The 18,766-nt window shown below is 39.2% G+C and carries 23 protein-coding genes and 1 riboswitch; all 23 genes read right to left on the reverse strand.

The features are described from left to right. Positions 1 to 120: 120 nt before the first annotated feature. Complete coding sequence (locus E2R53_RS06775; protein WP_133310969.1) at positions 121 to 888, reverse strand: TerC family protein; 768 nt, start codon at positions 886 to 888, stop codon at positions 121 to 123. A gap of 211 nt (positions 889 to 1,099) precedes the next feature. Beyond that, entirely contained in the window at positions 1,100 to 2,173 is a 1,074-nt protein-coding gene (locus tag E2R53_RS06780) for a sulfate/molybdate ABC transporter ATP-binding protein (RefSeq protein ID WP_133310970.1), read from the reverse strand. A 17-nt stretch (positions 2,174 to 2,190) separates the two neighbouring features. Continuing rightward, a complete protein-coding gene (gene cysW, locus E2R53_RS06785) occupies positions 2,191 to 3,072 on the reverse strand; it encodes a sulfate ABC transporter permease subunit CysW (RefSeq protein ID WP_133310971.1) in 882 nt (293 codons plus the stop codon). A gap of 15 nt (positions 3,073 to 3,087) precedes the next feature. Next, complete coding sequence (cysT, locus tag E2R53_RS06790; protein ID WP_133310972.1) at positions 3,088 to 3,927, reverse strand: sulfate ABC transporter permease subunit CysT; 840 nt, start codon at positions 3,925 to 3,927, stop codon at positions 3,088 to 3,090. A gap of 20 nt (positions 3,928 to 3,947) precedes the next feature. Then, on the reverse strand, positions 3,948 to 4,970 hold the full coding sequence (locus tag E2R53_RS06795; RefSeq protein ID WP_133311191.1) for a sulfate ABC transporter substrate-binding protein: 1,023 nt from the start codon (positions 4,968 to 4,970) through the stop codon (positions 3,948 to 3,950). A gap of 453 nt (positions 4,971 to 5,423) precedes the next feature. Next, a complete protein-coding gene (locus E2R53_RS06800) occupies positions 5,424 to 6,470 on the reverse strand; it encodes an LLM class flavin-dependent oxidoreductase (RefSeq protein ID WP_133310973.1) in 1,047 nt (348 codons plus the stop codon). A 33-nt stretch (positions 6,471 to 6,503) separates the two neighbouring features. Beyond that, positions 6,504 to 7,676, reverse strand: coding sequence for an amidohydrolase (locus E2R53_RS06805; RefSeq protein WP_133310974.1), 1,173 nt, complete (start codon positions 7,674 to 7,676; stop codon positions 6,504 to 6,506). Beyond that, a complete protein-coding gene (locus E2R53_RS06810) occupies positions 7,591 to 8,202 on the reverse strand; it encodes a GNAT family N-acetyltransferase (protein WP_133310975.1) in 612 nt (203 codons plus the stop codon). Before E2R53_RS06810 ends, E2R53_RS06805 begins: the two co-directional genes overlap by 86 nt. 329 nt (positions 8,203 to 8,531) lie before the next feature. After that, entirely contained in the window at positions 8,532 to 8,996 is a 465-nt protein-coding gene (locus tag E2R53_RS23530; RefSeq protein ID WP_286166098.1) for a riboflavin kinase, read from the reverse strand. Positions 8,997 to 9,210: 214 nt separating this feature from the next. Continuing rightward, positions 9,211 to 9,369: a Fur-regulated basic protein FbpA gene (fbpA, locus tag E2R53_RS06820; protein WP_133310976.1), complete on the reverse strand. Its 159-nt coding sequence runs from the start codon at positions 9,367 to 9,369 to the stop codon at positions 9,211 to 9,213. Positions 9,370 to 9,464: 95 nt separating this feature from the next. After that, positions 9,465 to 9,572, reverse strand: a riboswitch (SAM riboswitch). An 80-nt stretch (positions 9,573 to 9,652) separates the two neighbouring features. Then, entirely contained in the window at positions 9,653 to 9,796 is a 144-nt protein-coding gene (locus E2R53_RS23165) for a DUF2292 domain-containing protein (RefSeq protein ID WP_165970916.1), read from the reverse strand. A gap of 146 nt (positions 9,797 to 9,942) precedes the next feature. After that, positions 9,943 to 10,233 carry a DUF2325 domain-containing protein gene (locus E2R53_RS06830; RefSeq protein ID WP_133310978.1) on the reverse strand — a complete coding sequence of 97 codons (291 nt, stop codon included), beginning with the start codon at positions 10,231 to 10,233 and terminating at the stop codon, positions 9,943 to 9,945. A gap of 211 nt (positions 10,234 to 10,444) precedes the next feature. Further along, a complete protein-coding gene (locus tag E2R53_RS06835; RefSeq protein ID WP_133310979.1) occupies positions 10,445 to 10,615 on the reverse strand; it encodes a YezD family protein in 171 nt (56 codons plus the stop codon). Between the two features lie 19 nt (positions 10,616 to 10,634). Next, positions 10,635 to 11,189: an NADPH-dependent FMN reductase gene (ssuE, locus tag E2R53_RS06840; RefSeq protein ID WP_165970917.1), complete on the reverse strand. Its 555-nt coding sequence runs from the start codon at positions 11,187 to 11,189 to the stop codon at positions 10,635 to 10,637. Positions 11,190 to 11,390: 201 nt separating this feature from the next. Then, complete coding sequence (locus E2R53_RS06845) at positions 11,391 to 12,146, reverse strand: amino acid ABC transporter ATP-binding protein (protein ID WP_133310981.1); 756 nt, start codon at positions 12,144 to 12,146, stop codon at positions 11,391 to 11,393. A 2-nt stretch (positions 12,147 to 12,148) separates the two neighbouring features. After that, positions 12,149 to 12,853: an amino acid ABC transporter permease gene (locus tag E2R53_RS06850; RefSeq protein WP_133310982.1), complete on the reverse strand. Its 705-nt coding sequence runs from the start codon at positions 12,851 to 12,853 to the stop codon at positions 12,149 to 12,151. Positions 12,854 to 12,868: 15 nt separating this feature from the next. After that, on the reverse strand, positions 12,869 to 13,570 hold the full coding sequence (locus tag E2R53_RS06855) for an amino acid ABC transporter permease (RefSeq protein ID WP_133310983.1): 702 nt from the start codon (positions 13,568 to 13,570) through the stop codon (positions 12,869 to 12,871). 15 nt (positions 13,571 to 13,585) lie between these two features. Then, on the reverse strand, positions 13,586 to 14,404 hold the full coding sequence (locus E2R53_RS06860) for a transporter substrate-binding domain-containing protein (protein WP_133310984.1): 819 nt from the start codon (positions 14,402 to 14,404) through the stop codon (positions 13,586 to 13,588). Between the two features lie 23 nt (positions 14,405 to 14,427). After that, entirely contained in the window at positions 14,428 to 15,246 is an 819-nt protein-coding gene (locus tag E2R53_RS06865) for a transporter substrate-binding domain-containing protein (protein ID WP_133310985.1), read from the reverse strand. Positions 15,247 to 15,332: 86 nt separating this feature from the next. Continuing rightward, positions 15,333 to 15,605, reverse strand: a complete 273-nt coding sequence (locus E2R53_RS06870) for a glutaredoxin family protein (RefSeq protein WP_133310986.1) — start codon at positions 15,603 to 15,605, stop codon at positions 15,333 to 15,335. Between the two features lie 24 nt (positions 15,606 to 15,629). Then, positions 15,630 to 16,127 (reverse strand): GNAT family N-acetyltransferase, encoded by a 498-nt coding sequence (locus tag E2R53_RS06875; RefSeq protein ID WP_133310987.1) that lies wholly within the window; start codon positions 16,125 to 16,127, stop codon positions 15,630 to 15,632. Further along, entirely contained in the window at positions 16,127 to 17,479 is a 1,353-nt protein-coding gene (locus E2R53_RS06880; RefSeq protein ID WP_133310988.1) for an LLM class flavin-dependent oxidoreductase, read from the reverse strand. Before E2R53_RS06880 ends, E2R53_RS06875 begins: the two co-directional genes overlap by 1 nt. Then, complete coding sequence (locus tag E2R53_RS06885) at positions 17,476 to 18,513, reverse strand: LLM class flavin-dependent oxidoreductase (RefSeq protein ID WP_286166099.1); 1,038 nt, start codon at positions 18,511 to 18,513, stop codon at positions 17,476 to 17,478. Before E2R53_RS06885 ends, E2R53_RS06880 begins: the two co-directional genes overlap by 4 nt. Positions 18,514 to 18,766 lie beyond the last annotated feature (253 nt).

Here is an 18,766-nt window from a genome sequence, read left to right on the forward strand (position 1 = left end):
CCAGGAAATACAGTTTAGCACCGGAAATAGCATTAGGATTAGACACTAAAAAGCACCGCTATTAGCGGTGTTTTTTCATACAAGAAAAGTCCATTGGCTTGAAATGGAAGGGTTTGTTACCTAGGTTTTATCTGAAACAACTTTTTTCCCGCCAAACCAACCAATTAGGGCAATACCGATTAATATTCCATAGAAAACCAAAGTCCATGCTGGACTATGGGGGAAATCATGATCTAAGACTCCAATATCCTCATGGGCAAGGGTAATAATAGCAAGTTTGACTCCGACCCAAGCAACAATTGCATATGCTGTTGTCTCCAATGCTGGTCGTTTTGCAAGAAGTTGCACAAACCAGGTTGCTGCGAACTTAATCAAGATTAGTCCAGCAATACCACCGAGAACTACAACAATAAACTGCCCTCCATCCATACCCCCGAAATCGCCAAGCGGTGAATCTGGAAGACCAAGGGCAATAGCAACCGCAGCTAGTATTGAATCGACTGCAAAAGCGAGGTCAGCAAGCGCAATCTTCCCTACTGTCGGCCAGAAACCTTTTCCAGCGGCTTCGTTTTCAGTGTCCTTATGAATGTTCTCATTCTTTTTCCCGAAACGAGCCTGAATAACATGTTTTAAGCCTAAGTATAGAAGATAAGCTGCTCCTATCGCCTGTATCTGCCAGACGTTTGCAATAAAAGAAATGGCAAAAAGCGCAGCAAAGCGAAAAACGAAGGCCATAATGATACCATAATTTATAGCTTTTCTTTTCTCATTTTCGGGTAAATGCTTGGCTATAACTGCTAGGACAAGAGCATTGTCAGCCGATAACAATCCTTCTAATCCGATTAGAATTAACAATGCCCATGCATACTCTATCCATAGTGACTCCATCAACTTATCCCCCATTTAAAACCAATAATGTAGATACACTAATATTAGAATATCCTATTTCAGCATTGATAATTCTATCAGAAATCTTTTATGACTTTGATTGTTATTCTCTTCCTCTATTTGCCTTATTAGAATCTAGCCCGCAGTAATTCTTAAATTCATTCAGTTTTTTAATGTCACTTCCGCTGTATGAACATGTTTTCTCACATATTTAAATCATATAATCTTCAGGTATAAATACCTTTAACTGCCTTGGTCTTATATATACTTCTTCACCAACTTCTAGATTCAGCTCTAAATACAGCTCTTTTGTAATTTCAGCTTCTAAATATTCACTCGTGTCGCTCCGGATCAATTCCACCTGTACAAATGGGCCAACCATGTGTAAATGGGTGATTGTTGAATGAACCGTTTCTTCTCCATGGCTTTCTTTGCTGATACTAATATCATGAGGTCTTGCGTAACCTATAGCTTCCTGGATATTAGATCCGGTCCAGCCTGGGATATTTAAAACAAAGTCACCTTGCATAAGCTTTCCATTAGTGAGTCGCCCTTTAAATAAATTCACGCTGCCCAAAAAATCATAAACAAACGGAGATTGAGGATTTTCATATACTTCATTTGGTGTCCCAATTTGTTCAATTTTCCCTTGATTCATGACAACAATCTTGTCAGCTACATCAAGTGCTTCCTCCTGATCATGTGTCACAAAAATACTTGAGATTTGAAATTCATCATGCAGCCTTCTTAACCATCTTCGCAGCTCTTTTCTTACCTTCGCATCCAAAGCTCCAAACGGTTCATCTAAAAGCAGCACCTTTGGTTCGACGGCTAAAGCTCTGGCCAGCGCAACACGCTGTCTTTGACCTCCTGACAGCTGGGCCGGATACCGGCTGGCTAATGATTCTAATTTAACAAGCTCAAGCAATTCAAGAACTTTTCTTTCTATTTCCTTCTTTACCGGTCTTTCCTTACGCGGTCTTACCTTTAAACCATATGCAACATTATCAAATACAGTCATATGTCTGAACAAAGCATAATGCTGAAAAACAAAACCAACCTTGCGTTCTTTTGCTGTTATGGAAGTAATGTTTTCGTTGTCAAAGTGAATGGTGCCCTCGTCAGCCGCCTCTAATCCGGCGATGATCCGAAGCAGCGAGGTTTTGCCTGATCCTGATGGACCCAAAAGCGCAACCAATTCACCGGTTTGAATGTCCAGATTAATGTCTTCCAATGCCTGAAAAGTTCCAAAAGACTTTGAAACTTGTTTGATTACAATACTCATTTGAATACCTCTCTACTTCAATGTATTTCTGTATCCATCTGTTTCTTTGCCTTCCATTCAAGAATACTCTTAATAATTAATGTGAAGATTGCCATTAACGACATCAGAGAAGCTACTGCAAATGCTGCAGCAAACTGATACTCGCCGTAGAGAATTTCAATGTGAAGCGGCATCGTATTTGTTAACCCTCGGATGTGACCTGACACAACGGATACGGCTCCAAATTCTCCGATTGCCCTTGCGTTACAGAGAATCATTCCGTACAGAAGCGCCCATTTAATATTAGGCAGTGTCACATACCAGAATGTCTTCCAGCCACTTGCTCCTAAAGTGATGGATGCTTCCTCCTCAGCTGTTCCTTGCGCCTGCATTAAAGGAATAAGTTCTCTAGAAACAAACGGAAATGTAACGAATATGGTAGCGAGAACAATCCCAGGTACCGCAAAAATGATTTTTATATCACGATTTAATAACCATTCACCAAATAACCCCTGTGCACCGAAAAGCAAGACAAAGATCAGTCCGGCTATGATTGGCGATACGGCAAATGGCAAATCAATCAGCGTGATCAAGAAATTTTTGCCCCTGAATTGAAATTTTGTGATTGCCCAAGCGGACATGATTCCAAATAGAGCATTCAATGGGACAGCAATCAGCGCCACTAAAAGGGTTAACTTTATTGCCGATAATGCTTCAGGATTTGTGATTGCCCCCATATAGACTTCTATGCCTTTATCAAAGGCCTGCAAAAAAACAGTAATTAGCGGCAGAATGAGAAAGAGACCCAAAAACAAGAGCGCAATCGTTATGAGCAGCCATTGAACCCACTTGGGATCTGATGTTCCCTTCACATTTACAGCTACAGGAGTTGAAAACTCCAAAGGGACATTTCCAGCCAAACCAGCACCTCTTTCCTACCCGTGAATAAACTTTTTGTTTGTCCACCATTGGATAACGTTAATTAGCAATAAAAGAATAAATGATGTCACCAGCATGACTGAAGCAATAGCCGTCGCTCCTGTATAGTCATACTGTTCAAGCTTAGTTAAAATGAGCAGCGGGGTAATTTCTGTTTTCATTGGCATGTTGCCGGCAATAAACACGACAGAACCGTATTCACCAAGCGATCTTGCAAAAGCAAGTGTAAATCCCGCAAGAGCTGCTGGCAGCAGCTCCGGGAAGATAACGTTTCTAAATGTTTGCAGTCTGCTTGCACCCAATGAGGAGGAAGCTTCTTCAACTTCTTTTTCAAGATTCTGAAGGACAGGCTGGACCATCCTTACGACAAATGGCAGACCAATGAAAGTCAGTGCAATAACCACTCCAATCGGGGTAAAAGCAACCTTAAAATCCAGCAAGCTGCCAATCCATCCGTTAGGAGCATAAACCGTCGTTAAGGCAATTCCAGCTACAGCGGTTGGAAGCGCGAAAGGCAGATCAACTAATCCATCAATGATTTTCTTCCCGGGGAAGTGGTACCTGACAAGGACCCATGCTAAAAGCACTCCAAATAATACATTAATTAAAGCAGCTGTCAGCGAAGCTCCAAAACTTAATTTATATGAAGCAACTACCCGCGGATCTAAAACCGTTTCCCAAAAATCGGTCCATCCCATTCTTGCGGTGTAGAAAAAAATCATGGACAAAGGCAGGAGCACCAAAATGCTTAGATACAGTGTCGTATACCCCATCGTCAGCCCGAATCCCGGTAAAACTCTATGTTTCTTAAAAGCAGTTTTTTTCACTTTCCCCATTTCATCACCTGAAACCTTTCCTATTTTTTGAGATAGATTTCGTCAAATGTACCTCCATCATTAAAATGGGTTTCCTGTGCTTTTTGCCATCCGCCAAAATCTTCGTTTACTGTGACAAACTCGATATCAGCAAATTGGTCTGAATACTTTTTCAACACCTCAGGATTACGCGGTCTGTAGTAGTTCTTAGCAGCAATTTCCTGTCCCTTCTCCGTATAGAGATACTCTAAATACGCTTTTGCTACTTCAGTTGTCCCTTTTTTCTCTGCTACTTTATCAACTACTGCTACCGGTGGTTCAGCAAGGATACTTAAAGACGGGTTTACAATTTCAAATTTATCTTTTCCAAGCTCTTTGATTGATAAATAGGCTTCGTTTTCCCATGCAATCAGAACATCTCCGATTCCCCTTTGTACAAATGTGTTCGTGGAATCACGGGCTCCTGAGTCAAGCACTTCTACATTTTGAAATAAGTCTTTCATGAATCCTTTAACTTTTGTCTCATCGCCATCAAACTTTTTCCCTGCATAAGCCCATGCTGCAAGATAGTTCCATCTTGCTCCGCCAGATGTTTTTGGGTTTGGTGTGATAACCGACACATCTTCTCTGATTAAGTCATCCCAGTCCTTAATTCCCTTTGGATTGCCTTTTCTGACGAGAAACACAATGGTAGATGTGTATGGCGTCGAGTTTTCTTCCAGCTTCGTCTGCCAATCCTTGGAAATAATCCCGCGCTTATTGCCAATCTCATCGATATCATAAGCAAGTGCCAGCGTTACAACGTCAGCTTCAAGTCCATCGATCACTGATCTTGCCTGCTTTCCGGACCCCCCGTGTGACTGCTGAATCGTCACATTTTGACCAGTTTCCTCTTCCCAATGCTTAGCAAATTCCTGGTTGAACTCTTGATAAAGTTCACGTGTTGGGTCATACGAAACATTTAATAGTTCTACTGGTTCCTTAGAAGCAGTAGCGTCCTCTTTGGGTTTTTCCGATGCTGTGTTTGTCTTTTGGCTGCAGCCTGCGGCAAACAGTACCATCATTATGGCAGTAATAAGTCCAATCCAAGTTCTTCTTTTCACATCAATTTCCCCTTTTGTTTTTAAGTTATATAAAAAAGGCCGCGCTTAACAGGAAGCAGCGGCCTTCAGTTTTTCTGATCAGCACATCTTTTTTTCTACTTATCACTGGATATTAAATTAAATCGCAATAAATTAAACTACTATTCTCATTGAAATACTTGGTTTAATATCTGAACGTAACCATCTCTATTGACTAAAAGGTCAGATGGAATTTCTGAAATTAACAAAACTCATTGGAATACTTGGTTTTATCCCCAAAAAGAAAAGCCCTAAATCATCTTGAATGACTAGGGCCTTTGGTTTTCCAATCGGCTATGTATTAGTACTTATTACTTACAATAATTATAATATTCAAAAGATAACTTAAAATTCCGAAAATGTCAACCGGGTTTTTAAATTGGAATAATAATTTATCTAAACGTTATTATGAGACCAAATCATCTCAGGAATCTCTTTTTTGATTACCGGGATTACTTCTTCAGAAAACCGATTAATCTGCTCAAGCTGTTCCGTTTCGGTTAAACCGTCAACACTAATACTCTGCACCTGGTGACCAAATGCTCTGTAATAATATAAGATCTTTTCAATTACCTGTTCAGCACTACCAACCAAAGCAGGTCCATTCTTAATATTATCTTCAAGATCATTGAATGGTGACTGATTGTATTTTGCTGCATCTGTATTGTTAAAAGCGTCATAGTATGGACGATATCTCTTAATAGCTTCTTCAGTCGTATCTGCCAAATAAAGACCTCCTGATCCAGATCCAATAATAGCTTTTTCTGAATCGTGTCCATAATAATCCAGACGTTCTTTGTAGTGATCAATCAATTCTTTATATTTCGCCATTGGGTGAAAAGTATTTGAGGAGAAAATAGGTTCTCCATATTTAGCAGCTAATTCTGTTGACTGTTTGCTTGATGCACTTCCATGCCATACTGGAATCGGCTTTTGAAGCGGGCGTGGTTCTGTTGTTACTTCATATAAATCGGGACGATACTTTCCGGACCAGGATACATTTTCTTCTGTCCACAATCGCTTTAATAAGCCATATCTCTCAGCAAGAGACTCCCACTGTTCATCTTCAGAAATTCCAAAAAGAGGGTAATGACGCGGGTCATTGCCCTTCCCGATGATCATTTCAAGGCGTCCGTCTGACAATTGATCCAACGTTGCATAATCTTCTGAAACACGAACAGGGTCCAGCACACTTAAGACCGTAACGGCCGTCATTAATCGGATACTGGATGTCTGCGCTGCAATTGCAGTTAATATGATTGCCGGGGATGAAGAAAGAAATGGAGGTCCATGCCGTTCTCCAACTCCGAAACCGTCAAATCCCTGCTCTTCCGCATAAGCAGCTTGTTTAATTATCGATTGTAACTTTTGCTGGTCGGACAATGTTTCACCGGTTACAGGATTTTGAAGATTGCTGAGCAGAGAAAATAAGACAAATTTCATATGGAATGCCCCCATTAAAAATCTATTAATTATTTAAACTGAATAGCTTTTCTGTTTTTCTGCAATACTTGAATAGTGATCCAGCAGTTCAATGGTACTTTCATACAAATAGTAAGCAGCTTTAAGAATAGCACGTTCATCCACAGTAAATGATGGATGATGCCAGTCTTCATTGCCGCTTGTTCCAAAGAATGCAAATGATCCCGGAATGTTTTGAAGATAGTAAGCAAAGTCTTCACCAGCCGTTGAAGGTTCGGGATCAACCACTTTAAGAGACAGTTTTCCAGCTGCAGCACGGGTAATTTCCGTTATAACAGAATGATTAATCAGGGGCGGAGGTCCCGCAAACCATTGAATCTCTGCTTTTTGTGAAAAAGCTGCAGTAATGTGTTCCGTAACCGTATAAAAACGTTCTTTTACTTCAGACCTGACATTTAAATCAAATGTGCGCACCGTGCCTTCAATTGTGACATCACCTGGAATGACGTTCCAAGTACTTCCCCCCTCAATCCTTGTTACACTGACCACAGCACTTTGAAGGGGTGAGACATTCCTGCTGACAATCGATTGAAGAGAGGTAATAAGTTGAGCTGCCGCCGCAATCGGATCACGGCTGTTATTTGGCAAAGCAGCATGGGCCCCTTTTCCTCGAATGACGACTTTAAATCTGTCGACAGCTGCCATTAGCGGGCCTTGTTTAAGACCAATTGTTCCCACTGGCAGATCGGGCTTATTATGTAGACCAATGACGGCATCTACCCCATTCAATTGACCATCTTTGATTACTTTTTCTGCACCTCCTCCTATCTCTTCAGCCGGCTGAAACAATAAACGGACATTTCCTTTTAAATTCTCCTGATTTTCTTTTAAAAGATATGAAGCCCCAATCGCTGCTGCGGTATGAAAATCATGACCGCAAGCATGCATGACTCCTTTTACTTTTGATGCAAAAGGCAAGTCTGTTTTTTCTTCTATCGGCAATGCATCAATATCAGCACGCACAGCAATCGTTGGACCTGGTTTACCTCCTTTAATATCTGCAAAAACACCGGTTTTAAGTGTCGTTGGCCGAATCTCAATCTTTTTTTCTTGAAGCCATGATGTAATTGACTTCGTTGTTTCAAATTCCTCTCTCGACAGCTCCGGATACTGGTGTAATTGACGTCGTATTGAGATTAAATAGGCTTCGAGTTCCGCCTGGTTCATGAGGTTCACCTTCCCTTTTTAAATCAAACCGATAACATTTAACAAGAACATTTTGATTCGTAAATTCTTTTGATTGGTCACGCGTAAATCCAAGCCATTCATACAATCGAATGGCCTTATGCATAACGTCACTTGAATGCAAATACAAGCTGGCAGCACCTTTTGATTTAGCATATAGAAGGCTTTCGTTCAACAATGCCCGGGCAACACCGCGTCCCCGTGCATCAGGATGGACGGCAAGCAGCCTGATAATCGGTGATGAAATTTCAAGCTCCGGTCTGCCATATGCAGTTTCAGAAGTTTCAAACAATTGAAGGGTACCGATGACGGATTGACCCGACTTAGCTACTAAAATGCGATCTATTTGCACATTATCAACCGAGGCGGTAATATGTTCCAAATAGGTCTGCCAAGATTCCGGTCTTGTAAATTCTTTTTCGTATTGTCTGTAGCTTTCGATCAACAATTGACGAACGTTTTCTCTATCGTGTTCCTCTAGAATATGAATTGACAATTCTTGATTCATACCATCCGCCTCCTTAAAATTTCCAACTCCTCATTTAATGTGCCAATTATTTTACAGAACGAATATTTGGAGATCTTTTTTCTTGTCTATTGATATAACAAGTGACAAATTCATTTAGCTTTAAAGTCAGTCCGCCTCTTCCAAACCTAGTGAATTTTTGGTGTTCTAATTTATTATTTTGGTTATTCACAAAACTCAAGAAAGCCAAAATATATATTCTTCTGGATAGAATATTGAAAACACCATATTCATAAAACCAGTTGTCAATCGTGTTATACACCCCTCTATTTATAGAATATTCCTGACAGCACTTACTGTAAAAAATCAAGTCAGGAAGATTTAAATATTCGCTTTCCGTTAGAAAGGTCTCGCTCTCGTGCTGAAGTATATCCAATGGAGTAAAAACGTTTCTTTGCATATAAAATGTCCCCCTTAATTTGATTTGTCAGCAGCTCTAAAGAATCAAACTTCCTTTCTTCTCTTACTTTAAAAAGAATGTGGCATCTTAGGTTTTCTCCGTATATATCCCCTTGAAAATCAAGCAAATGTATTTCACATGTTTTTTGCGAATTAGAGTCAACAGTTGGCTTCACACCAACATTCATAACACCAAAGTATTTTCTGTCATGTAAAATGACCGTTACACCATATACCCCGTTACTCAGTCTGCTTACATTTGAATCAATATTTGCTGTAGGAAACCCTAGTTCCCTTCCAATTTTTCTTCCGGCAACGACTCTTCCTTCAATAAATACATCCGTTTTAACATCAGAAAACAAGTTGGCTTTTTCCAATATTGAACCCTCCCAGTATATAAGCAAGTCACATACCAACAATGTTTACGAAATGAGCTAAATAAACATAACCCGGCAAAAAATGGATATGCCCTCGGTTATCCGATCAGCTTTACTTATTTGATTATGACGAAAGGTAAAAAATCGTATTCTTACCTTTCAACTCAAATTTAAAGCCATAAATAATAATATTTATATTAGTTGACTATTCTAATTATTGAACTTTAAAGGTTCGTCTGAATTCCTCTTCAAGCTCAGTTAGTGTTAATTCAAAAAGATGCAGTTCATTTTTCTTGTAAATGCCATTGCTTAATAGTTTCCTTATCAAATAACTTTTTCTTTTTTCAATAGCCTGACGAATAATATCACCCATTGCGTGCACCCCTTTATTTTTAGATGAAGGGTTTTATAGCAATTAAAAACCCCTTCTGTTTCAAGAAGAGGTTTCATCGCTTTTCAGCTTACCTCTTCTCATCTTCCAAGCACATTGCTTGATGGATTTAGCACAGTCTTCTAGTGATAGAATCTGTTGCTGAGGTTTCATCGGGCCATTCCCTCCGCCTCTCTTGATAAGAAGAAAATTCATTAATTTTTTACTAAAGATTTCTCAATCTATATTATTAGAATTAGTGTAATCTAACAGAGATCCTAGCTCTTTACTCATCCAATAATACAAATTTCTCATAACTATCTAATTGAATAATTTCACCGTTCAGAAATGTCACCGTTAAATTTCCATCCTTGATCGTATTTAATAATTCGAGAACCTTACTAACAGCTTCTTTCTTGGAGTCTTTCACTACTTTATACCTCCTTATTAAACAAAGCCCATACCGCTTTAGGGTATGAGCTTTCGGATGACCGATCAGCAGTATTATATCATTGATTTTATTATGATTATTCCTATAAGTCAAGTTGGTTTTATGGCATAAAAATGTAATTTTTTCTATGCAGAAGCTATCATCTTATTGATTTCACATGCGATGGAGTTCCAGGAGCGTTTTGAAAAACAAATCGGAATGGACTTTTCCTGAGCCTTCTTTTTAACAACATTTGAAAGATTATGGTTTATATAATCTGTTATGACCAGTACGAAGTCTACTTTACGTGGAATTTCCTTTAAGATTAATTTAGGTTTTCTGCCGTCTAGATGGGAAATGACCTTAACTCCCTGCTGCTCAAGCCGAACACTGATTTGCTCTATTTTATCCCCGCCTGCAATCAATAAGTATTTCATAATATTTTCTCCTCTCTATTAATAACCTTAATAACCGAGAAAACTTTATTTTGCTCTATAAATGATAACTCTTCTGGTTCTGCCTCTTAATCAATGCTTATGAAAGGGATAATACACACCTCAACATCCATCCAATTTCCGTTTTCAGAGTTTGAATAAATACGCAGATATCACAACCAAGGATATGTCTTTGACAGCTTATTGATAACCTCTAATAATTGCCGTGGCTTTTAGCTGTATTTGTTTTTGTGAACCGTTTTTTTTCCGTGCTGTCTAGTTGAGTAATTTCCCCATCATGTATAGTAATCAGCACCGATCCATAGTTTATTTTTTTAAGCACAGTTAAAATTTGCTGGACTTTTTTTTCATTTAAGCTAGCCATCCCACTCCTCCTTAAATCATTAGTTAGCATTTGTAATACTGCTTATTTTTTTCGAAATCTCTAAAAACTGGCCTAATTGAATGGTTATCTTTGATCGTATCTCTTCTTCAGAAATAGGGTGAAGAATGTTTGTTTTATCTACATACTTATCTAAAACATAAACGCCTTTTAATATTGTCTGTGCACTTAATGCAGCTAATAGCGGTTTTAGGGAATAATCGATAGCAAGTAAGTGTGCCTGACTCCCTCCCACCATTAATGGAAATAGTGGTTTGTCTTTAAATACATCTTGAGGCAGGATATCCAATAAAGTTTTCAACGCCCCTGAATACGCTGCTTTATATACAGGTGAAATGATAATAATGCCGCTTGCTCCTTTTAAATCCTCTGAGAATTTATGAATTGAAGGATGATCGTATTGTCCCTGTATTAGAACATCAGGCTGAAAATCTAAAACTGATGCTTCCTTTACACGAATCCCTTTATTTTCAATCTCAGACCTTAAAAAGTTTACCAGTATGGAAGATCGAGACTCGCTTGAAGGGCTCCCTGATATTGCAACAATGTAACTCAAAAAAATCACCCTTTCATAAAATAAATTAAAGGCCCCAAGCCCACTTGTCAGTAAGAGCCGGAGCCTTCGGTTTTCCGATGAGCTTTTTTTAAGTATTAATATTTTCTTAATTGTCTGTATTTTAATACATATTAAACCTATAAGTCAACTAGGAATAAATTTCGAGAAACGTTCTAAAAGACTAGCCTCATTCTAATATTCTTAAGATATTCCCTGTATTAACTGAGGTCTTATTCTTTTCAAGAATTGCTTTGTTCGATCTTCTTTTGGATTTGTGAAAATTTCAATTGGGGATCCTTCTTCTACGATCAATCCCTGATCCATAAACACCACGTGATTAGATACTTCTCTTGCAAATCCCATTTCATGCGTAACAACGATCATTGTAATGCCTTCTAGAGCTATCTTTTTAATTACCTCAAGGACTTCTCCTACAAGTTCTGGATCAAGAGCAGAAGTTGGCTCATCAAAAAGGAGCACCTCTGGATTTAAAGAAAGGGCACGGGCGATTCCTACGCGCTGCTGCTGCCCGCCGGACAGCTGACTTGGATACGCATTAATTTTCTCCAATAGTCCTACCTTCTCAAGCATTTCTAAAGCTATTATTCTAGCAGCATCCGGCTTTTTCTTTTGAACAATCACAAGTCCTTCCATGACATTCTCAAGCACTGTTTTATGTTTAAAAAGATTATATTGCTGAAAGACCATAGCGGTTCTTTTTCTCAAAGTAAGAATGTCGAGCTTGCTTGGTTTCTTGCAATCTACTGAATAATCCCCAATGGAAACTTTCCCGTCATTTGGCTTCTCAAGAAAGTTTATGCAGCGCAGAAAAGTTGTTTTTCCAGATCCGCTTGGTCCTAGTATGACAACAATCTCGCCTCTTTTTACGGTAAGATTGATTCCTTTTAGAACTTCTTGGCCATTAAAAGACTTTTTAATGTTTGTAAGTTGGATCATACTCATACTCCCTTCTCATAAACAAGAACTCTTCTTTCAATCCAAGCTGCCACTTGCTCCACTATAATAGTCAGGCCCCAGTAAATAAGCGCAGCCGCAATATATGCTTCTAAAAATTTCAAGTTGCTGGAGGCAACAATATTGGCAGCACCGTTCAGTTCCTTTAAGGAAACAATAAAAGCAATGGAAGAAGCGTGCAAAAACCCAACAAAAATATTGGTCAAATTGGGTATAGATGCTGCGAATGCCTGAGGAATAATAATTCTTCTGATTGTCTGAACTGAAGTCATTCCAATAGAATAAGCCGCCTCTATTTGACCTTTGTTTACAGCAAGGATACCGGAGCGAATAATTTCAGACATATACGCTCCTGCATTTAATGAAAAGGCAATAATCACAAACACAACAATTGGAATAGAGTTTGATTTAAACGCCCAGCCATATTGATCTGCCATGGCATCATATACCATTGGTATTCCTAAATAAATCACCATAATATGAAGCAAGATCGGTGTACCTCTAAAAAAAGATACATAGAATTCTGCAATGGGATAAACAAACTTGATCTTATACATACGAATGACAGCGATAACAAGACCTATGCCCAGCCCTGCCAGTAATGGAACAACCGTGACTGTAAGTGTAAGAGGCAAAGCTTTAATTATTTCGAGAAAAGCAGTCAAGATAAAAAGAGTATCAATAACCATCCATTTCCCTCCTTTTTAATTTGCTGCAATTCCATGGTCATGTCTCTGAAGATGAATTTCTGATTTCTTAAAGCCTTTTTCAAGCAGGATGGCAATAATATAGTAGATAATGGATAAGGATATATAGACCTCGAGTGCATGCGCTGTTGCAGCAATCAGCGTATCACCCCTGCCAAGCATATCCATTACCCCAATTGTAAACGCAAGGGATGTGTCTTTTAGAAAACCAATGACAGAATTCCCAAAATTGGGGAACGCGATTAAAAGTGCCTGCGGCAGAATAATCCGGTAAAATGTCTGCCTTTTATTCATTCCAATACTGTACGCAGCTTCTTCCTGCCCTTTTTCTACACTGGCTACACTGCCGCGGATAATTTCCGAAAATGTCGCACCGCTGCTTAAGGCATACGTAATAATGACAAAATTCATGGGGTTCATACGGGTAATATCAATCCCGACAATCTGCAGAATTGCAGGCAAACCATAGTATATTAAGAACAATTGAATGATGATAGGTGTACCCCGCATAAATGAAACAAATAATATGGCAGCACGGTTTAGACCTGGAATTTTATATATTCTGGGGATCGCAATGATAAAACCTATCACGATTCCAAAAAGGATGGAAAACACTAAGATAAACAATGTAATGTGAATATATGAAAGCAGTTTTGGAATAAAATCCAGGATAAGGGTGAAATCAAATGCTTTCCCCATTATTCAACCCCCCTTTTAATTTGACTCAACTGAATAATCATCTCCAAGCCACTTTTTGCTCAGTTTAGTCAGCGTTCCATTTTCTTTAAGCTGCTTAACAGCTTCATCAACTTCACCTTTCAACTCAGATTCCGCCTTATTAAACAAAAAATACACCTTAGAATTAATAATGATATCACCAACAACTTTTTGCTCAGCATCAACGGCTTTATTGCTGAAGTCTACCGCAAACGGCGTGGCAAGTGTTGCATCCACCCGGCCCTTTTTCAGCTGAGTTGTAGCATCGTCTGATCCCTGACCGGCATAAACAATGTTGATCTTATTGCCGTGTTCTTTATTGTATTTTTCCAAAAAGACGGCAGCGTTGCTTGTCGCACCGGCAATGATTTTTCTGCCATTCAAGTCTTCAAGCGTTTTTACGTCATCGGTTTTCTCATTGACTGTGATATAAAGCGGTGAATAATTGTATGTTTCATCATTAAATAAGAATTTCTTTTTTCTTTCTTCATTCTGAGCCATGTTATGGGCAATCATATCAATCTTTTTTGTTTCAAGACTCAAGAGAAGATTAGAGAATTCCATGGTTTTAAAGTCGAATTCATAATCAGGCAAGAGCTTATCAATGGCGCGTATGACTTCCACGTCATACCCGGTTAATTTCCCGTTTTCATCAATAAAACAAATGTTGGGGAACTGGGTACCAGTTCCAACCACAACTTTTTTCACTTCACTGTTTTTTTCTTTGCTTTCAGCATTCGTCGTTTGTTTTCCACCGCATCCTGCGGTTATTGCAAGTAAAAGAATAAGTAGAAAGATAGGTGCTATTTTTCTCATTCAAGCCTCCTGATTTACCGTTTTTAGTTGGACACTGTATAATCTGCACCAAGCCATTTGGTGCTTAGTTCTGTCAGCGTTCCGTCTTTTTTGATTTCTTTTAATGCGCCGTCTACTTTATCCCTAAGCTCTGTGTCGCCCTTTTGAAGCAAAAAGAAAACTTTTGAATTAGATAGTGCAGGACCGACAACTTTTTGCTGTGCATCAGCTGCATCATTTAGGAAATCAACAGCAAAAGGAGTGCTGATTGTTGCATCTGCTCTTCCCGTTTTAAGCTGTGTTTTTGTATCATCTGAGCCTTGACCGGCGTAAACGATATTGATTTTTCCTCCATTCTCTTTATTGTACTTTTCGATCAGAACAGCTGAATTACTTGTCGCACCAACAATTACTTTCTTTCCAACCAGATCCTCAACGGACTTAATGTCCTGATTATCCTGATGCACGACAACATTCAGAGGAAACACATTATAAGGTTCATTGTTAAATAAGAATTTTTCCTTTCTTTCTTCATTGACTTCCATTTGGTGGGCTATAAGATCAATTTTTTTAGTCTCAAGGCTTAACAGGAGATTTGAAAACTCCATCGTTTTGAACTCAAACTCATAATCAGGGAGACGTTTATCAATTTCACGGACAAGCTCTACGTCATACCCTGTTAATTTTCCTTTGTCATCCAAGAAGCAAATGTTAGGGAACTGTGTACCTGTTCCCACTATGATTTTCTTCACATTATTCTCTGCCTCTGCTTTGCCCCCGGATGCCGTGTCGGAGATAGAACCGCACCCTGTAAGGAATATTCCTAACGCAATGATGGCTGCACTTAGTTTCAGTTTCTTCATAATTTCCCCCTGTTTGCTTTAATAGTAGTAACCTTATATTCTGTATTAATTATCTGTATTTTTCCCTTTAGTACTTTTCTTCCGTCTTATCCAACCGTAACATTTCTTCCGGCAATCAGACTTTCAATCAGCATGAAATCTTTTTCGATTACACCCTGAAAAATATGATTTGAACCAATTTCAACAACTGGTACGTGGCGGATGCCATATTTCAGTTCAAGGATATCCCTCAAATAGTCTTTTCCTTCTACATCTATCGCGGTGTACTCATACTCATTTCTTTCAAAAAATTCTTTAATTTCCTCGCAATAGTGGCATCCTTTTCTGCTCCATAATAGGATCTTTTTTTGCTGTGGCATGGTAATCCTCCCTTTGATATGAATTTATAGATTTGGTGATAATTCATGAACAAGTTCCTTTTTCAAAAACACGCCTTTTCCTTCTTCTCCATAGTCCCTTTCATAAAATCGGACGTACCCATTTCTCTCATACATTTCAATTAGCCAAGGATGACGGTCTGAAGTTCCAAGGGCAACTTCCTTTGCATTCAAGCGATCTCTTAATATGTCCTCTTCAACATAGCGCAAGATCTTATTGCCATATCCCTTTCCTTTAAAGGCAGTGTCAACTGCAAACCACCAAACGCAAGGAAGGTCCGTAACTTCTTCAAACCGTCTGATTGAAATCGTTGATACAATCACCTGATCTACTTCTAATACGTAGCATGTATGATTGATGATATTTTGCTTTACGAGCTCTAAATCTGCGGTAGCTGCTGGAAACTTAATATTCAGCTTTCTAATAGGTTCATAGGCCCTCAGTGTCAAGTGCAAGAGCTCTTCTGCATCTTCGAGTCTCGCTAATCGATAGATATGACTCATCAGTTCACCCCTGCATTCAATTGCTCAGCTTGATTTATGGATAACGTATATCTGTTTTCAGGTTTCTTCAGACCTAAATTACCTCGGAGAGTGTCTTGCTCATAGTCATATCGGAAAAGGCCTCTATTTTGTAAAATTGGCACAACTTCGTTTGCAAAATCATCTAATCCGTCAGGCAAGACAGCACTTCCAATCATAAAACCGTCTGCAGCACCTTCTTCAAACCACTTTTGGATTAAGTTTGCAATTTTTATCGGTGTTCCTGTAAATTGACTCCTGGGTGTCGTCACTCTCAATGCGACCTCACGAAGTGTCAGATTTTCTTCTCTAGCCATTCTTTTAATCCGGTCTGTCGTACTCTGAAAGCTGTTTTTGCCGATATCCCCTAACTCAGGGAACGGTTCATCCAGAGGAAACTTTGAAAAATCATAATGATCAAAAAATCTTCCTAAATAATCAATCGCATTTTCTATCGTTACTAAACTTGCAATCTCTCTGTATTTCTTCTCTACTTCCTCTTCCGTCTTTCCAATGATTGGACTGATTCCAGGGAAGATTAGAATGTCATCAGCAGCTCTCCCATATTCAACTGCTTTACGTTTTACTTTTTGATAGAATTCTTTTGCCTGTTCAATTGATTCATGCCCAGTAAACACCGCATCTGCCTCTTTAGCGGCTAAGTTGATGCCGGCTTCAGACGAGCCTGCCTGAAAAACAACTGGATGTCCTTGCTTAGAACGGTCTATATTTAGCGGCCCGGCAATGGAGAAATATTCTCCGTCATAATTGATGCGGTGCAATTTATCTGGATTAAAAAACACACCGGATTCTTTATCTCTTATAAAAGCATCGTCTTCCCATGAATCCCATAACCCTTTTATCACTTCTAGATATTCTCCTGCAATTTTATAGCGATCAGCATGGGTTGGATGGACTTTTTTACTGTAATTTGAGGCAGAGCCTTCAAGCGGTGATGTAACAGCATTCCAGCCAGCACGGCCATCGCTTATTTTATCCAAAGACGCAAATTGTCTGGCTACAGTATATGGTTCGCTGTATGAAGTAGAAAGTGTTCCTACCAAGCCGATATGCGAAGTAACAGAAGCAAGACTTGAAAGAATCGTGATTGGTTCAAAACGATTCAAAAAATGAGGCAGCGATTTTTCATTGATAAACAGTCCGTCTGCAATAAAGATAAGATCAAACTTTGCATCTTCTGCTTTAACCGCCATTTCTTTATAAAACTGAAAATTCACACTGGCATCCGCCGTAGCATTTGGATGCCTCCATGAAGACATGTTGCCACCCGCACCGTGTAATAGGGCACCGAGTTTTAATTGTTTTTTCGTCATTCAGTTCCCGCCTTTGTCAAAGTTTTTTTAAAATCACCTGCTGCTTCGGAAAAAGCTTCACCTAAAAGCCAATATGATTTTCGTTTAGTCGCAGCATCCACTAGTGGGGTTAAAACAATGATTTCATTGATTCCTAAACTGTTCTGAAGTTCTAACACCTGTCTTCTTACCGTTTCTTTTGAACCGTATATAATTGCGGCTTCCTGTTCTTCTATGGAGTAAGATTCACCCGCCTGTTCTGCAAATTTTTCCGCCTGCTCAATGCTTTTAACCGTTACGTGTCTTCCGCTTTCCAGATTCACTCTAATCACTTTGCTCTCACCCTTGAGATTTTCTGCTTCCTGATCGGTTTCAGCGACAATGATCGATAGCGCTAAATGAAAGTCTTGATTGTTTCCTCCTCCATCAAGGTAGGCATTAAGTGAATTTTCCAGTTCATTTTGATCGCTGTTGATAAATTGAGCATAAACAAATGAAATGTTCAATTCTGCCGCTAACTTCGCGCTATTTTCACTCGCTCCAAGGAGAAAAAGATGTGCTGGCTCAGGAGGATTCGGGTAAGCTTTTACACCGTACAGCTCGTGTTTCTCATGTAAACTGTTATGAATGAGACTTTTTAGATCACTTAACTTCTCATGAATGCTTTGACCATCGTTTATACGTTTTTGCTGCAGCGCTCTTGTCGAAAGGGGCAGACCGCCCGGAGCTTTTCCTATTCCCAGATCCACTCTTCCTGGAGCTAAAGATGATAAAACGTTGAAGATTTCAGCAACTTTATACGGACTGTAATGTTGAAGCATAACTCCGCCAGAGCCTATTCGAATCTGATTTGTTTTTGCCAGCAGATAGGAAATGAGCGCTTCTGGCGCAGAGCCTGCTAGTTCCTCTGAATTATGATGCTCAGATACCCAAAAACGGTGATAACCCCATTTCTCGGCGAGTATTGCCAGATCCACTGTTTGTCTTAACGCATCAGCTGCTGTTTCATTGGCTCCAATTGGGCTTTGATCAAGGATGCTCAATTTTATTGACACCGTTATTTTCCTCCTTACATATTTCCTTTTGATAAGTCCTCACAGCCCATCTTATTGTGCCTCCAGAAGTCCAGTCAGCAAAAGAAGGTGCAAAAAAAGGCCCCCCAGATAAGTATAGATATCTTATCTGGAGCGCCTCCGGTTGACCAGTGGGCAATTCTTTATTCATTCAACGCTTAAAATTCTGAAATTTCAAATCCATTGAATGAATATTAATCCTATTTTTCCGATAAATCAAGTAGGTTTTATAAAA

The sequence above is a fragment of the Peribacillus frigoritolerans genome, from assembly GCF_004358755.1.
In the GTDB taxonomy this organism is placed as follows: Bacteria; Bacillota; Bacilli; order Bacillales; family Bacillaceae; genus Bacillus_P.

What these genes read in the sequence shown, in the direction of transcription:
- E2R53_RS06775 (WP_133310969.1), bottom strand. Translation starts at nt 888, where the DNA reads ATGGAGTCACTATGGATAGAGTATGCATGGGCATTGTTAATTCTAATC.
- E2R53_RS06780 (WP_133310970.1), bottom strand. Translation starts at nt 2,173, where the DNA reads ATGAGTATTGTAATCAAACAAGTTTCAAAGTCTTTTGGAACTTTTCAG.
- cysT (WP_133310972.1), bottom strand. Translation starts at nt 3,927, where the DNA reads ATGGGGAAAGTGAAAAAAACTGCTTTTAAGAAACATAGAGTTTTACCG.
- E2R53_RS06795 (WP_133311191.1), bottom strand. Translation starts at nt 4,970, where the DNA reads ATGATGGTACTGTTTGCCGCAGGCTGCAGCCAAAAGACAAACACAGCA.
- E2R53_RS06800 (WP_133310973.1), bottom strand. Translation starts at nt 6,470, where the DNA reads ATGAAATTTGTCTTATTTTCTCTGCTCAGCAATCTTCAAAATCCTGTA.
- E2R53_RS06805 (WP_133310974.1), bottom strand. Translation starts at nt 7,676, where the DNA reads ATGAACCAGGCGGAACTCGAAGCCTATTTAATCTCAATACGACGTCAA.
- E2R53_RS06810 (WP_133310975.1), bottom strand. Translation starts at nt 8,202, where the DNA reads ATGAATCAAGAATTGTCAATTCATATTCTAGAGGAACACGATAGAGAA.
- fbpA (WP_133310976.1), bottom strand. Translation starts at nt 9,369, where the DNA reads ATGGGTGATATTATTCGTCAGGCTATTGAAAAAAGAAAAAGTTATTTG.
- E2R53_RS06830 (WP_133310978.1), bottom strand. Translation starts at nt 10,233, where the DNA reads ATGAAATACTTATTGATTGCAGGCGGGGATAAAATAGAGCAAATCAGT.
- E2R53_RS06835 (WP_133310979.1), bottom strand. Translation starts at nt 10,615, where the DNA reads ATGGCTAGCTTAAATGAAAAAAAAGTCCAGCAAATTTTAACTGTGCTT.
- E2R53_RS06845 (WP_133310981.1), bottom strand. Translation starts at nt 12,146, where the DNA reads ATGATCCAACTTACAAACATTAAAAAGTCTTTTAATGGCCAAGAAGTT.
- E2R53_RS06850 (WP_133310982.1), bottom strand. Translation starts at nt 12,853, where the DNA reads ATGGTTATTGATACTCTTTTTATCTTGACTGCTTTTCTCGAAATAATT.
- E2R53_RS06855 (WP_133310983.1), bottom strand. Translation starts at nt 13,570, where the DNA reads ATGGGGAAAGCATTTGATTTCACCCTTATCCTGGATTTTATTCCAAAA.
- E2R53_RS06860 (WP_133310984.1), bottom strand. Translation starts at nt 14,404, where the DNA reads ATGAGAAAAATAGCACCTATCTTTCTACTTATTCTTTTACTTGCAATA.
- E2R53_RS06865 (WP_133310985.1), bottom strand. Translation starts at nt 15,246, where the DNA reads ATGAAGAAACTGAAACTAAGTGCAGCCATCATTGCGTTAGGAATATTC.
- E2R53_RS06870 (WP_133310986.1), bottom strand. Translation starts at nt 15,605, where the DNA reads ATGCCACAGCAAAAAAAGATCCTATTATGGAGCAGAAAAGGATGCCAC.
- E2R53_RS06875 (WP_133310987.1), bottom strand. Translation starts at nt 16,127, where the DNA reads ATGAGTCATATCTATCGATTAGCGAGACTCGAAGATGCAGAAGAGCTC.
- E2R53_RS06880 (WP_133310988.1), bottom strand. Translation starts at nt 17,479, where the DNA reads ATGACGAAAAAACAATTAAAACTCGGTGCCCTATTACACGGTGCGGGT.